The sequence below is a fragment of the Carnobacterium sp. genome, from assembly GCF_045617425.1.
In the GTDB taxonomy this organism is placed as follows: domain Bacteria; phylum Bacillota; class Bacilli; order Lactobacillales; family Carnobacteriaceae; genus Carnobacterium_B.
Map to the genome: position 1 here is coordinate 15,403 of NZ_JAZLIO010000009.1, position 16,385 is coordinate 31,787.

11 protein-coding genes are annotated in these 16,385 nt (G+C 30.9%); all 11 read right to left on the minus strand.

The genetic code is table 11. The annotated features are described in order from the left end of the window. Positions 1 to 17: 17 nt before the first annotated feature. Positions 18 to 1,184 carry a nucleotide sugar dehydrogenase gene (locus ACKI3H_RS03410; protein ID WP_407370882.1) on the minus strand — a complete coding sequence of 389 codons (1,167 nt, stop codon included), beginning with the start codon at positions 1,182 to 1,184 and terminating at the stop codon, positions 18 to 20. Between the two features lie 172 nt (positions 1,185 to 1,356). Further along, complete coding sequence (locus ACKI3H_RS03415) at positions 1,357 to 2,319, minus strand: LCP family protein (protein ID WP_407370883.1); 963 nt, start codon at positions 2,317 to 2,319, stop codon at positions 1,357 to 1,359. Positions 2,320 to 2,535: 216 nt separating this feature from the next. After that, complete coding sequence (locus ACKI3H_RS03420; RefSeq protein WP_407370884.1) at positions 2,536 to 3,489, minus strand: glycosyltransferase family 2 protein; 954 nt, start codon at positions 3,487 to 3,489, stop codon at positions 2,536 to 2,538. Next, complete coding sequence (locus ACKI3H_RS03425) at positions 3,479 to 5,248, minus strand: DUF6020 family protein (protein ID WP_407370885.1); 1,770 nt, start codon at positions 5,246 to 5,248, stop codon at positions 3,479 to 3,481. Before ACKI3H_RS03425 ends, ACKI3H_RS03420 begins: the two co-directional genes overlap by 11 nt. Positions 5,249 to 5,431: 183 nt before the next feature. Next, positions 5,432 to 6,574, minus strand: a complete 1,143-nt coding sequence (gene wecB / locus ACKI3H_RS03430) for a non-hydrolyzing UDP-N-acetylglucosamine 2-epimerase (RefSeq protein ID WP_407370886.1) — start codon at positions 6,572 to 6,574, stop codon at positions 5,432 to 5,434. 63 nt (positions 6,575 to 6,637) lie between these two features. Then, positions 6,638 to 7,858 carry a nucleotide sugar dehydrogenase gene (locus ACKI3H_RS03435; protein WP_407370887.1) on the minus strand — a complete coding sequence of 407 codons (1,221 nt, stop codon included), beginning with the start codon at positions 7,856 to 7,858 and terminating at the stop codon, positions 6,638 to 6,640. 83 nt (positions 7,859 to 7,941) lie between these two features. Next, positions 7,942 to 9,078: a glycosyltransferase gene (locus ACKI3H_RS03440; protein ID WP_407370888.1), complete on the minus strand. Its 1,137-nt coding sequence runs from the start codon at positions 9,076 to 9,078 to the stop codon at positions 7,942 to 7,944. A gap of 264 nt (positions 9,079 to 9,342) precedes the next feature. Next, positions 9,343 to 10,566 carry a hypothetical protein gene (locus tag ACKI3H_RS03445; RefSeq protein ID WP_407370889.1) on the minus strand — a complete coding sequence of 408 codons (1,224 nt, stop codon included), beginning with the start codon at positions 10,564 to 10,566 and terminating at the stop codon, positions 9,343 to 9,345. A gap of 340 nt (positions 10,567 to 10,906) precedes the next feature. Beyond that, positions 10,907 to 12,118, minus strand: coding sequence for a hypothetical protein (locus ACKI3H_RS03450; protein WP_407370890.1), 1,212 nt, complete (start codon positions 12,116 to 12,118; stop codon positions 10,907 to 10,909). 73 nt (positions 12,119 to 12,191) lie between these two features. Then, entirely contained in the window at positions 12,192 to 12,596 is a 405-nt protein-coding gene (locus ACKI3H_RS03455) for a GtrA family protein (protein ID WP_407370891.1), read from the minus strand. A gap of 242 nt (positions 12,597 to 12,838) precedes the next feature. Next, positions 12,839 to 16,354, minus strand: a complete 3,516-nt coding sequence (locus ACKI3H_RS03460) for a GW dipeptide domain-containing protein (protein ID WP_407370892.1) — start codon at positions 16,352 to 16,354, stop codon at positions 12,839 to 12,841. Positions 16,355 to 16,385: the final 31 nt, after the last annotated feature.

The window sequence follows — 16,385 nt, forward strand, 5'->3', positions numbered from 1 at the left end:
TATATTCCCATCAATTATTAGTCTGTATGGAACAAATCTCTCGTATAAACTTTTTCTTGTACATCCATTAATTCTTCAGCTAGTCGATTTGAAACAATCACATCTGAAACTTTTTTAAATTCTTCAAAATCAGGAATTACTTTTGAATTGTAGAATGTATCCTCTTTTAAAACAGGTTCATAAACTACTACTTCGATTCCTCTTGCCTTGATACGCTTCATAATCCCTTGTATAGATGAAGCTCTAAAGTTATCTGAATCTGTTTTCATAGTCAAGCGATAGATTCCGACTATTTTTGGATTGCGTTTTAAGATCATATTTGCTACATGATCTTTACGTGTGCGGTTTGCATCTACAATTGCACCAATAATATTATTTGGTACATCTTCATAATTAGCAAGTAGTTGTTTAGTGTCTTTTGGTAAGCAATACCCACCATATCCGAATGAAGGATTGTTATAATGTGTCCCAATTCTTGGATCTAAACCTACACCTTCAACGATTGACTTAGTATCTAACCCTCTAACTTCTGCATACGTATCCAATTCATTAAAATAAGCTACACGCAAGGCTAAGTAAGTATTTGAAAACAACTTAACTGCTTCTGCTTCTGTGGAATTCATGAATAAAACGTCAATATCTTTTTTTAGGGCGGCTTCAACCAATAAGTTAGCAAACACTTTAGCTGTTTCTAATTTTTCTCCTACAATTATACGGGATGGATAAAGGTTATCATAAAGAGCTTTACCTTCCCGTAAAAATTCTGGAGCAAAAATAATGTTGTCTACACCATACTTTTCTCTTGTTTCTTTAGTATAGCCTACTGGTACAGTTGATTTTATAATCATGGTAGCTTGTGGATTGTATTTTAAAACATCTTCAATAACACCTTCTACGGTTGAAGTATCAAAATAATTTTTTTTATCGTCATAGTTAGTTGGCGTGGCAATGATAACATACTTAGCATCATTGTACGCAGTTTTTTTATCCGTTGTGGCAGTTAAATTCAATACTTTGGTTGATAAGTATTCTTCAATTTCTTTATCTACGATTGGTGATTTTTTATTGTTTATTAGTTCAACTTTTTCTTCAATAATTTCTAATGCTGTAACTTCATTGTGTTGCGCTAAAAGAACGGCATTGGATAATCCAACGTAGCCAGTTCCAACTACTGTAATTTTCAAATTGATTACTCCTTTAAATTTTATATTTAAACCATTTAAATTCAAACTAACACACTAATAATAGCAGATTGTTGGTACAAAAACAATCAGTCCGTATTTTACTGAGAATTCGTTTATTAGATAAACTAGTTAATAAGAAAGACACTATGAAGTATTCATAGTGTCTTTCTTATTAATTTAATTCCAATTGTTCTTTCAATAATTCAGTAACTCTACTCATCTCACCATCGGAAACGATACCGTAGTAAATTCCATCAATAGTTGTACCCTCAGCTATAAGTTGCTCTTGTTGGATATTTCCAGCAGCTGAACGATAATTATTAAATATTTTTACCATATCGTCAAATTCAAGATTTGTTTGCATATTATTTTCTAACGAACCTAAAATATCTTGATAATTTGAAATAGTAGATAGAGAAGCTACTTTTTCAACGGTTGCCTGTATAATTTGTCGTTGTCTTTCTTGGCGTCCATTATCTCCAGCAGGATCTTCATAGCGCATTCTAGAATAAGCAAGTGCTGCTTTGCCATCCAAAGAAGCAGAAACGCCTTCTGTAAAATTATATCCTTCTGAAGAAAATGTTAAAGGACTAGTTACTTGCACTCCACCTACAGCGTTAACGACATCCTGAAGGCCTTGCATATTAACTTCAACATAGTAATCAATGGGTATATTTAACATGTTTTGAACCGTATTCACTGACATAGCTGTTCCACCAAATGCATAGGCATGGTTGATTTTATCGGTTGTTCCGTGACCTACGATTTCAGTACGTGTGTCACGAGGAATGCTGACAATTGTAGTTTTATCTGTATTAGGATTCACTGTCATAACCATCATCGTGTCTGAACGACCTTGCTCAGTTCTACCCAAATCTCCAGTATCTACACCTAACAAAAGAATAGAAAATGGGTCTTTCTTGCTGATATCAACTGAACCATTTCGTACATCTTCTGTTTCAACATCTTTATAAATTTTTTCTGTTGTGCCTGCTACATCACTATAGACCTTCCAAATAAAAAGGCCAATTGCAATAAATAATACTAAAATAATTATTAGAAAAATTTTCAAACCATTTCTTTTTTTCGTTGGTTTTTTGCTTGGTCTTCGCAGTTCGGATCTTGATTGTGACATTATTTCACCCTTTTCTTGATCTTCGCAATAAGCAAAAATCTTTGTGTTATGTATGTTCCTTTATATTGTACCAATTCATTAATAAATTGCAATTACTTTCTTATAGACTTTTTATTATAAAATTATCCAAAAAAATACCCACAAACCATTTGTGGATATTTTTTTGGAAATTAAGAAAATATTTTATTATTTAATGATAAATTATATAAAATACAACTATTTACCCTTTCTAGTACTTAAATAGCGCAACTCCATGATTTTATTAAAGTCCAATTCAAAACTTTGCTTACTACTTTGAATTAAAACGTCTAAAATTATTCCACTTATAAATGATTGTAGGGCTGCAATCATAAAGAATCCAGAGACAATTAAAGTTGGGAATCGTAATACTAAACCTGTTTGCTGAAAATCTAACCACACAGGAACAAATAACGCTATTGAAATTAGCGCTAAAATAGCCGCTATAATTGATAAAAAGACAAATGGTTTGTAATTTTTAAACAGTCTTCCAATTGTTTTTATAACTTTAAACCCATCCGAATAAGTATTTAATTTTGATACACTTCCTTCAGGTCGATCACGGTAACCTACAACAACATTCTCCATAGCTAGTTTCTTATCTAATGCATGAATAGTCATTTCAGTTTCGATTTCAAAACCTTTAGACAGAACAGGAAACGTTTTTACAAATCCAAAACTAAATGCACGATAGCCCGTCATAATATCTCTAACGTTATTTTTAAACAATAAATTAATCAAGCCACGTACTACTTTGTTTCCAACATTATGAAAAGGACGTTTATTTTCTTCAAAGTAAGTAGATGATAAGCGATCACCTATAACCATTTCGGAACGACCTTCTAATATTGACTCTACCATCTCCGGAGCGTACTCTGCTGGATAAGTGTCATCCCCATCAATCATCAAGTAGCAATCTGCTGTAATATCCCGAAACATAGCTCGAATCACATTCCCTTTACCTTGTTGATAAACATGCTTAACAGTTGCTCCAGCTTTTCGAGCAATCTCATCTGTCCCATCTGTTGAATTATTATCGTATACGTAAATCGTTGCTTGAGGCAATACTTCTTTAAAATCTGCAATTACCTTCGCAATTGTTTTACTTTCATTATAACAAGGAATCAATATAGCTATTTCTTTAGTATTCATTATTTTCCTCCAATATAGTATCTTTTCTTTTGTCTAACATAAATGGTAAAAACAAACAAAACAATCCAATATAAACTGTTGATATAACATATCTCATATTATAAGCTGGCATTGCAAGCAGCAAGGTTCCATTATTCATCAATACCGGGATAACAACTAATAACAATTGGAATTTTTTTTCTTTAATGAGTATAATTGTACTTATGATTAAACATACCAGTGCTAATGCCGGTAGGGTAGTTAAAAATGGTTTAGTCTCAATATTATAGTCATTTTTCCAAAAACTGTATTCTTCAATTAAACTACGTAAATCATCTGATTCAAAAGTATATTCTTGTAAATATGGGTCATAATATTCTTTTGGAGAATCAATAAAAAAGTGAAACATTACTGCTCCTGCTAGTCCATGCTCCCAGCCATTTATATCCCAGAGCGGTCTAATTTGTTCTAAATGACCTTTAAGAGCTAACAACGGATTATTTTTGAATACATTCCACCATACTTTTACAAATGTTAATTCATTTTCATTAATAACTTCTCTATTATACGAAGCATGAAATTTTACTGGATCAATCATTTCCTCTGTATATTTTTCTTTCCAAATATCTAAAGGTAGTAATTGATTCAAGTATTCAGCATCTTCAGGATCAATTTGCCCATCATACGCTATCACACTTCCAATATGTTGTAACAAAATACTATATTTTTCACTAGACGAACCTTCTTCTATATTGTAATGACTAAATATAGGTCCAGTAAACAGCATGTAAATCGTTACTACTACTCCTAAAAACGCTGTAAAATAAATACGTAACCCCTTAAAGAATAGAATAAATAGTATACAAGATGCAATCAATACATACACTCCATTATGACGACAAAGCATTAGAAAGATTGCATTTACCGTAAAAAATACCACGTGCCAAATATTATTTTTTAACCATTGTCCCTTTGAATCTACAATTTCAAATAAAAATAATGTCATAAAGAACAAAGCAATATTATATAAATTGTCTTTATAAATAGTTGTCACACTTGGAAGAGTTACAGTACTAGACATAATAAACAAAATGAAAAAATAAACGAAAACAGGTTTAATTTTTTTTTCTAATAATATTTTTGATGCATACGTAAATACTGCTATACTTCCTAGAACTTGTAGTAAAGTAAATACTATCGGAGTCCCTGTAATATAAAAAGAAATACGGAGTAACAAGGTTGAAAATACGGGATGCCAATCATCTACTTTTATTCCTCCCATTGCCTGTCCCCATTGAGAATAAGAATCAATGTACATGTTGCCAGGACTAAACGCAAAGAAGTAAATACTATGTAAAATTACTAACATCATAAAAACAAAAAAAAGATGGTGCTGAGAATTCAACTGAAACATTTTGTCTTTTAAATTAGTATTCAAAACATTTATTTTTTCTGGAATGAATTTTTTTGCTACTCCACTTATATAAAGCCACAATAAGCCAGTGTACAAAAAGAGTTTTACAAATGAAATAAATGCATAGTATTCATACCTTATAGGCCTATTCAATAAAAAAGAGATTATATTTATTAAACTATAAAAGAGAATAAAGACTATTAAACCAATTTTAATTTTTTTTGTTAAACATAATGCAACCTTCCTACTTGCTAAGATAACTAAGCTAATCACAAAAAAAATAATAACATTATAATAATTTATCAAACATAAAATTAGATTACATAGCATCAAAAGAAAAGTCAAAACGTAATTTTTTTTATCCAAGTTTATCTCCTACTTTTTAAGATTTAATAATAAGTTCATTCATATAGTACCTAACTACAATTAAATATTTTTAAAACAATTCGAAAAGAATAATTCCAACTTAAATTTGAAATTATTCTTTTCTCTTCTTGTATTATTTAATTGTTAAATAATTTATGACTCTTGCTTAATTACGACTAATTTTTATTTAAAATCTACTGGACGTTCATTATCTATACCAAATTCAAAAGCAATAGCATCTAAAATACGTTTTGAAGCTGTACCGTCTCCATAGGGATTTTTTGTTTCTGCCATTGTACGATGAACTTCTTTATCGTCCAATAACTCGATCATTGTAGATAATACATCTTTAGTCTCTGTTCCAACCAGTTTTAATGTACCTGCTGCAACCCCTTCAGGACGCTCAGTGGTGTCCCGTAAAACAAGTACTGGTACACCTAAAGAAGGAGCTTCTTCTTGTACTCCACCTGAATCGCTCATAATCATATAACTTCTTGCAGCGATATTATGAAAATCAATAACATCTAGCGGTGCAATCAAATGAATTCGCTCATGATCACCTAATTCTTTGTTAGCAGCATCTTGAACTACTGGGTTCAAGTGTACTGGATAGACTACCTCAACATCATCATGACTATCTACAACTTGACGAATAGCACGGAAAACACGTTCCATTGGTTCACCTTGATTTTCTCTACGATGCATAGTCATTAATATTAAACGATTATTTTCCGATATTTTATCCAACACTTCATGTTGATAATCATCTTTTACCGTTTCATTCAATGCATCTATAGCAGTGTTACCTGTAATATAAACATGCTCTGCTGGATGATTCTCTTTGAACAAGTTTGCAGCACTTTCTTTAGTTGGAGAAAAATATATATCTGATAATACATCGGTTACTTGTCGATTCATTTCCTCAGGAAATGGAGAATATTTATTCCAAGTCCGTAAACCCGCTTCCACATGACCTACTTTAATTTGATTATAAAAAGCAGAAATTCCAGCTGCAAATGTCGTAGTTGTATCTCCATGAACTAAAACAATATCTGGCTTTACTTCTTTCATGACTTCTTCCAATCCAGTTAAAACATTAGCTGTAATTTGGGCCAATGATTGGCGATCTTTCATAACATTTAAATCATAATCCGGTGTAATATTAAAAATTCCCAGTACTTGATCCAACATTTGTCTATGTTGTGCTGTTACTGTAACAATTGATTCAAATCGATCTGATTGCCGTTCTAATTCCAATACAAGTGGCGCCATTTTAATAGCTTCGGGACGCGTACCAAAGATAGTCATTACTCTAATTTTTTTCATTGTCTACATCCTAACATCTATATTTTTAAACTCCATCAAAACGAATAGACAAGAGATTAATTTCTACAAATAATTTACTACAGTATTTTTTAATACTTTTTGAGTATCTAAAATAACTTTTCCAGCTAGTTTATCTTCATTATGAAGAATATGAGTATGTGAAACCATGACAATCACAAAGTCAACCTCTCCTAAAAAGGCATCAAAATCAGTATATTGATTATCCACTATTTTTGTATGAACCATTGGATCATATACTTTTAATCCAGGAGCTAAATGCTCTTTCATTTTTTCAAGTAATTGCAGTGTTGGGCTTTCTCTAATATCGTCTACATCTTGTTTATATGTTAAACCATATAAACCAACTCTAGATAAATCAGTCATCCCTTTTTCTTTCATAATCGTATGCACACGTTCTAAAACAAATTCAGGCATTGAATCGTTTGTATGGCGAGCAGTCAAAATAAGATTCGTTAATCCTGGATAATCTCCAACAAGGAACCACGGATCAACTGAAATACAATGGCCACCTACACCAGGTCCTGGATTTAAAATATTTACTCGTGGGTGTTTATTCGCAATGCGGATAATTTCATAAACATCTAAATCATCTGAACGACAAATTTTTGTTAATTCATTTGCAAAAGCAATATTGATATCTCGGAAAGTATTTTCGACTACTTTTGTCATTTCTGCAGTTCTTATATCCGTAATTACAATTTCAGATTCACAAAATGTTTCATAAATAGCTTTAACTTTTTCTCCTGCTTCAGGACTGTCAGCACCAATCGTACGTGAATTGTGTTTTAATTCATAAATCATGTTCCCTGGCAAAATACGTTCAGGTGCATGAACTAAATGAATATCTTCACCTAGTACAAAACCTTTATTTTCAATCAAAGGACGGACAAATTTATCAATCGTTCCTGGAGAGACCGTTGATTCAATTGCCACTACTGCTCCTTTTTCACATACGTCCATAACACTTTGTACAGCTGATATGATATAAGTTGGATCTATCTTTTTAGAATCTTTCATGTATGGAGTTGGTACTGTAATGATATACATATCTGTTTTTATATATTCATCTGTAAACGTAATTTCTTTTGAAATGGCTTCTTGGTACAATTCATTAATTCCTTTTTCTTCAAAAGGAACTGAACCATTTTGTAAAGATTTCACAACTTTTTTATTATAATCTGTACCAATGACCTTATTTCCATTTGCAGCTAACATTAGTGCTGTTGGTAAACCTATATATCCTAATCCTACTACGTTAATCAAAAAAAAACCTCCATTATTTATAATCTATTTTAAATTATTTTTTAGAAATAATGCTTTTTATATCCAAGTTAAATCTAAACCTCTTAATCTAACTCTTCATACAATAAAATAAGTCGTTTTTTCATTTCTTCCCACGAATATTTTTTGTAAGCATGATAAGCATTTAAGCTTTTTTCGTAAAGTTCTTCACGATTGTTTGAAATGTGCGTTAATAATTCAGAAAAATCTTTCTGATCAAAATCTATCGTATAGCCCATGTTCTCTTCTTCGACTATTTTATCCATCCCTGTATTTTTTGCTACAATAATGGCTTTACCCATCAGCATTGCTTCATATACTTTATTAGCAGCCGAATATCTATGATTTGGATGATCTGGATCATAGATAGCGAACATAACATCAGTACTTTGGTATAATTCTAAAGCTTTTTCATATGGTTGTTTACCAACATAGGTGATATTTTCTATCTTGTCAATATGTTCAAAAGATTCTCGTGCATCTCCTAAGGATCCTGCCAGTAGTAATTTATAATTTGGCTGTTCTTTGACTACTGAAATAACTTTGTCTATAAATCTTTTTTTCTCTAGTCCTCCTACATAGGTCAACATCAAGCTATCTTTGTTATTTAGTCTAACCTCTTCTTTTGTGATCATTTGTCTTCTAGCAGGCGTATTATGAATAACGATTACTTTTTTAGGAAAGCTTCCTTCAATTTGTTTAAATCTATCTTCAGAACAAATAATAGTTGCATCTGCATGATTTATAATCGTATATTCTTTTTGTCGAAGTATTTTTTTAGCAAATGCCGGGATACTCAATCGACTATCTGCATAAAAATCTGCGATATGATAAATTAATTTTTTATTGTTTTTTCTACATATTTTTAAAGCAACTGAACCAACATCATAATCAATAGCATGAATAGCATCATATTTCTCTAGATTATCTTCAAGCCATTTGGTAAGAATTTTTTTAAACTCTAATACTGGTAAGACGTTTTTTAGTCCTCCACCGATAATAGCTGGTAGTTGTATTTCATAATTATCAATTTTTTTATTATCTATAAATATCTCTTTTTTTATCACTGTTCCTTTTTCTGATGCGTCACGATTGCGCGTGACTAAAAAAAAATCGTTTTTTGTTTCGAATAATGCACTAGCCACACGTTCTAGTTGAGCATTCATTTCACCTTCTGCATTTCTTATGACACATATACGCATAATTTTATCGACCTTTCAGTAGTTATCTCTAATAAAAAAAGTAATTCTTATAGAATTCTTGTACCTCATATTATAAGAAGTATCAATTTATTTATCGTCAACATATGTTGAGAGCCTATTATTAATTTATTCGATAATACGATTTCCATTTATAAAATCCTCATCTAGTATAGCATAATTCAATTTAATTTTTTACTTTCTTTAATTAAATTATCAGTAACCAGCTTTTTAACTGGAACTTTATCATATTAACATATCATCAATTCAAATCCTATTGAGTTTAAGTTTCATATGAACATTATTTCTATTTTTTTGAGTATCAATAAAAAGAAATAGTAGCAGTAGATATATCCAAAAAGAATTAGAGAGATACCCTCCTTTTTGAAAATTCAACAATAAGAATAATACACCTAATCTAAAGTTATTATTCATAATATATCCTGTAAAAATAATTGAACAGATAAATACGATTATCCCAAAATCAGATAACATATACGCATAAATATTCCAAATAGATGGTGTATGGCCAATTCCATTTCCTAAAAATAAATAATTTGTATTAATATATTGCCAGCTTGTAGTAATCCGGTTAATTGCCGATGAATCTTCCCCAGATAATATATTTAGTGTTCTTTGTATTAGTGTCTCACTAAACGTATCCCAAAAGAGATAAATTACAAAAAACAGAATCATAATATATAAAAAATAAAAGTTATTCCATTTAAAACTTTTATTTTTTATAAAATCAAAACCTTTCAAAATTTGAACAACAACCATTATAGCAATCGAACTATATGAAAAGGTTAAAATGATCATAATTGTTAAAAATAAGTTTAACCACTTAGATGTCTCTGGAGTTGTTTTATTAAAATAATTCATGCCTAAAATAATATTTAAATAATAACCAAAATATGATGGTTCAGAAAAAATACTTCTTGTCCGAATCAAATTCTCATTCCAATTAAAAGAATAACTTAACCGATCACTTCTTGTAAACAGCCAAAAAAAATCAAAGGGTAGCTGGCCATTTGAATAAATGGCAATTGTAATATAAATACCTATTATTGAAACGATAACAGCTACTATATTCAATGAAAATAAGACCTTTTTTTCTAACTTTCTTTTTTTTATAAAATTATATAATCCTACTATTGTTACCAAGTAAAAGGAAATTTTTATCAGTCCTGCTATTCCAACGGAAAGCTCGAAATGCTCATTATATATATTGCTTAAAAATATATTTAAAAAAACTACAATAAACACTGCTACAAACAATCCAATTTGCTCTTTTTTTAAAATATAATTACCACCTATTACCATAAAAAACAATATTATCCCAAAAATGAAATCTGACCATGAAAATATGCCTACCATCCAATCAGTGACCACAAATGATAGTGATAGTAAACTTAAAAAAATAAAGCTCCATATATTATCCATTTTTTCATTAATACTTTGCCATTCTTTGCTTAAGTATGTGAAGTTCATCTAGCTATTCTCCTTTTAAATAAAACATACTTTTTATTATTCCCACACCAAAACATTGTACTTTTTGAAGTTCTATTATCTTAAAACAAGCTAGCAAAATTTCACACAACTGTTCTACAATTATATCATAATCATTGCCGCTAAACATCAGTGCTTTTCTAATGATATTTAAATGATACATAAGTAACAGTCAAAAACACCAAATTTCCAAACTATTCTTTTTTGAATAGTTGAAAAATTTGGTGCACCGTATTTATTTTCGTAATAATCATTAATATTAAAGTCGGAAAACTATAGCACAAATAGGTAATCTATACTTAGTATAATTGTATAAATTAAATTAGTATTTTATTTTGTGTATTAGTTGTTTTACTTTATTAGTATCAATACTATAAACCATAAAGGATAATATACCGAACACCGTAATTGCTAATATTCTATAAGTAAACCAAAAATGCATTTCAGAATGGTTAGCTAATATCACTAACCAACCGAAGGGAAACATCGATACCATTAGTAAAGGTGTCATTTTATAGATGTTTTGCAATGGTTTATGGAAGAACAAAAATAGGAAGACCCATAAAACAAGTAACAATAAAAATCCTTTAATAGCTTGAGGTGGAAACATGAGATCTAAATTAGCAGTGAGTGCTCCCATTGGGCTTGTTGGATACTCAGCATTTCCTGCAGTTCTTAAAGAAGCTTGCTGAGTTGCTTGTTTAAGAACATTTATATTTAATATCCAAGACGATAATATCCATTTTGTAACCCATGTTAGTCCATAACCTAAACACCAGAGAATAGAAGTTTTTATTAAAAAGTAAAAATTAGATAGAAAACTAATTTCTTCATCTTTGGTTAAAAGTAATATTGCATAAATTAACGGAATTCCCAAAGTGACTAATGGATAGGTCAAAAAATCGACAAAATTAACGAGCGATCCTGTTATAAAAAATAGATATCCTGCATATTTCATTTGCTTTCTTTCGTAAAGGTAACTTACCATCAGCATTGCAAATGACATTACAACAAATGAAGTCGTATATTGCATTGACATCGGAAATATAATTACATAAATCATTGCTTGTGAAATCAGAAAGGCTAAGCTATATGTAGTGCCCATTTTTTTCTTAATGTCACTAAACACAAAACAAAGCAATACTAAAATAACAAAGATATTTAGATAGCGAATACTTGTATAACTCAAAACCGTTAATAACGGACGCAAAACAGTTTGATACCCATGCCAATAACGAGCATAAGAGCGCACATTCATACCTGATTCAAGTGGATTTTCTTGATCATTCTTGATCACACCTTGAAACATAACATTATCTGTAAAGTTATCTAACTGCGCAGCTCTAGTACCACCGAATTGCAAGATAGGTCTTTTACCTTCAGTTTGAATTAAAGCTTGTCCAGCTTCTACCTGATTAGACACAGCTGCATTGGGAATAGTGTACACCAGCGTCATTAACAATGTGTATAGAGCAATTAAGAAGAAAAATAATGTGCCATATCGATAAATAGTTTTAATGTATGTCTTTTTCAAACCTTATACCTCACTTTTAACTTTCTATTGTTTTATAAATTGTGTTTATTTGTTGTTTATAATATACCTTTGCTCACCTTTGCAATTCCTTAGTCCCCTCCAAAAACATCTTTCTTGTGATAAAGTTCCAAACCATCACAATGATAGTAGCAATTACTTTGGATAAAATATAATGAAAACTAAATTCTTCAACAAAGAACCACATAATGAGTTCATTGATTGCCAATCCAATCACACTTAAAATGACAAAAATAAGAAATTCTTTATTTTTTTCGCTTTTATCAAATTTGCTTACAAACACGTACTGCATACTTGCAATATAATTAAATACTGTTGATAGAATATAAGCTATTGCAGCCGACAACAAATAATAGGTATCTAATAATGTCGTTAGAATAAAAAGTGTTCCAAAATCTATAATAGCAGCTATAATCCCTACGATTCCAAACTTAAAAATTTGCTCAATTATCTTTTTCATTGTATCTCCTTCTTACTCCATTACGGATTTTTGTTATTGACTTAAAGAGTTGTAAGCTTTATTTGTACTAAACCTTATCTATGATATCAGAAATGGACGGTAGGATGAAGAAGTATTTTAATACAATTAAAAAAAGAAGACCGGTTGAGCTGATCATCATAATTAAATGACAACCAGCATAACCAATCTTATAGTCTATAAAGCAATTATTAAATAAAAAAAGTCTATTTAAATTGTTCACTTTATTTAATATTATTAAAATAGTTAATAATCCCAGTTGTGATTCCGTCAGCCAACTTATCTTGATAAGCATTAGTCCTTAATTTTGCTCTTTCAGAAGTATGATCAACAAATCCCATTTCTACTAAAATAGCTGGCATTCCCGTTTCTCTTACAACATGGAAATCAGCTGTTTTAGCTCCTCTATTGAATGCTCCTGTTTTATTGACTAAAGAATTTTGAACACTAAGTGCTAAAGCACCACTTCTTAAACTTCTATCAGAATTATTGGCTACTAAAGGATTTTTTGCATTTCCCTTACGGTTGTAAGAATAAGTTTCTATTCCATGAGCCGCTCCATTAAATGCATTGGCATGAATACTTACGAAAATATCCGCTTTAGATTGATTAGCTAATGTTGCTCTTTCACTAAGTTCTAAAAATGTATCATTTTTTCTAGTCATAATGACTTCATAACCATTTGCTTCTAATCGGTTTTTCACTTTAAGTGAAACAGATAAATTAAGAGCTTTTTCCTGTACTCCACCACTAGTTGCACCAGGATCTCCATCACCATGACCTGGATCCAAAACGACTACCTTCTTACTTGTAGTAATTTTTTTTACAGATGCTTTGTCTATCCATCCAAGTTGTTTACCATTGTAAGCAATCAATAACCATGTAGCTCGTCTTGTAGTTGATTCTCTTAGTACAGTAACTTCTGCTCCAAAATAATTATCTGACATTGTTACTTTTTTATAGCCTTCTGTTCCCCATGGCAAAGTGTTTATACTATCACCATTACGAACTATTCTAGCTTTATAATCACTAACATCTACATTTGAAATAATTTTTTCGATATTCAACCCTTTTTTATCTATCCATTGTTCTTTACCACCTGGCAATCTTACTAAAGCCCATGTTGCTCGTCTCGTAATTGCTTCTTTTATTACAGTTACTTCTTTGCCAACATAATCATCTGACTTACCAACTGTTTGATAACCTTCTGTACCCCATGGTGCTGTATTTAATGTATCTCCTTTTCGGGAAATTAAAGCTTTATAATCTACTGCCTTTAATGACTCAATTTTTTCAATATTTAATGCTTTTTTGTCTAACCAAACTTGATTATTATTTGGCAATTTTACTAATGCCCATGTTGCTCTTCTTGTGATTGCTTCTTTTAATACTGTTACTTCCTCACCAACATAAGGATCTGAGCTTCCAATTGTTTGATAACCCTCTGTTCCCCAGGGTGCCGTGTTAAGAGAATCTCCAGACCTAGCAATTAAAGCTTTATAATTAGTAGTTTTAGAAGATACTACTTTTTCAATATTTAAAGCTTCTTTATCTATCCAAGCTTGTATACCTCCAGGTAACTTCACTAATGCCCACGTTGCTCGGTACGTAACAGCTTCTTTTATTACAGTTACTTCTTTATTAAGATAATCTTTTGATTTCCCAATTGTTTGAAAACCCTTTGTTCCCCAGGGTGCTGTATCAAGTGTATCTCCGGAACGTGAAATGATAGCTTTGTAATTAACGGTTTTAGTTGAATCAATAGTATCAAAGGTGTCCAATCCATTAATGTCAATCCAACCTAATTCTTTACCATTTATAGAGATTAAAGCCCACTCTGCACGTCTTGTTTTAGCTACTTTTAAAACGGTAACTTCTTTTCCAACATAGGTATCTGATTTTGCTACAGTTTTATAGCCTTCCGTACCCCATGGAGCTGTATTGATAGTATCTCCTTTTCTTTTTATTGTTCCTTTGTAATTTACACTTTTTATAGAATCAATTTTTTCAATATTTAAAGCTTTTTTATCAATCCAAACCTCTTTATTTCCAGGCAACTTAATCAAGGACCATGTTGCTCTTCTTGTTATTGCTTCCTTAAGAACGGTAAATTCTTGTCCTACATAAGCATCTGATTTAGTTACTGTTTCAAAACCTTCTGTTCCCCAAGGCGCTGTATTTAGTGTATCTCCTTTTCGGGAAATCAGTGCTTTGTAGTTTGTCTCTTTAGTAGATGTAATCTTTTCTACATCAAGTGCTGCTTTATTTACCCATACTTGTGAGTTGTTAGGTAATTTTATTAATGCCCATGTTGCTTTTATAGTTACAGATTCTTTTAGTACTGTAATTTCTTTACCAATATAAGTATCCGTTTTTCCAATTGTTTGAAAACCTTTTGTTCCCCAGGGTGCTGTATCCAATGTATAACCTGAACTTTTAACGATGGCTTTGTAATCAGTATTTTTAGTTGAATTAATTGTATCAAATGTGCTTAAACCATTTTTTTCAATCCAGCCAATATTTTTACCACTTATTTGAATTAATATCCATGTAAGACCATTTTTTGTTTTGCTTTCTTTAATTGCCATAACTTTTCTATCAAAGTATTCAGCTGATGAAGCAACCACACTGGAATTATCCGTTCCTTTAGGAGTTGTATAAATTCCATCTGTTTCACCGTTAATATATGCTTCATAATCTTTAATATCTGTTGTCGACGTAACTTCATCGTATGACAGATTGCCTATTTCATCCAAATTGTTTTCATTTGGATTTTTTTGAATTGTATCGAATCTTGTTAGATCATACGTAGCAATAATTTGATTTAATTTTTCTCCGTATGTAGGGTCAGTAGCATAACGACCAGTCAACCAATTTGTCGCATCTTTATATGTTTTGGTATTTTCTTTCCAAGTACCATTATAATAAGTTGCATTCCAATCAGTTCCATTACGTAATTTATTAGCATTATCTATAAAGGTTTCTTTATAACTAGGATACTTTTTAAAATCCGCTTTTATTGTACTCCAGCCAGTTTTTTCATTATATTCTTTCGTATACTTAGAAAATGATTGTCCATTATATTCTCCTTTTATGCCAAACAAATTATAGTTTGGTTTATAAGCTAGTATACTTGTTCCCCATGCACTTTCTAGTGCAGCTTGAGCTATCATTACTGACGGGTATAGCTTTTGTTCATTTGCTGTAGTTACGGCATATGAAGAAACTGCATTTATAAAAGCATCTGTTTTTGATACTGTTCTTGCATTCATACTGAATGTACTCATAGTGTTTTTTTCATCATCCATCATTTGCATTGCTTTTTCTCTAGTTTCTTCTATAGAAAATATTTCTTCATCTATTTCTTGTTCTATTGTCTCATCTGATGTTTTATCTGTGTTTTCTTGAATTTCTTCGACTTCTTGTGATTCTTCTATTTCTGGTTTCAAATCAGATTCGGTATCGGGTACCGTCTCAGTTTCCACAACCGATTGTTCAGTTTCTTCTGATGCATCTTCAGGGCTATATATTTTTTCCGATGAGTCTGTTTGTCCACTTTCAGTAGACACATTACTTGAGTCTTTCATTTCAGTGCTTTGACTCTCTTCTATTACTTTACTACTATCTATACTCGTATTTCCAGAAGCAAAAACACTTAACGAACCAACAATTGGATTTAACAGGCATACCACCATAGTTAAAACCATAACCTTTTGTATTACTTTCTTTGACAATTTCAAAAAATCATCCCCCCTATTTTTTTTCGAACAA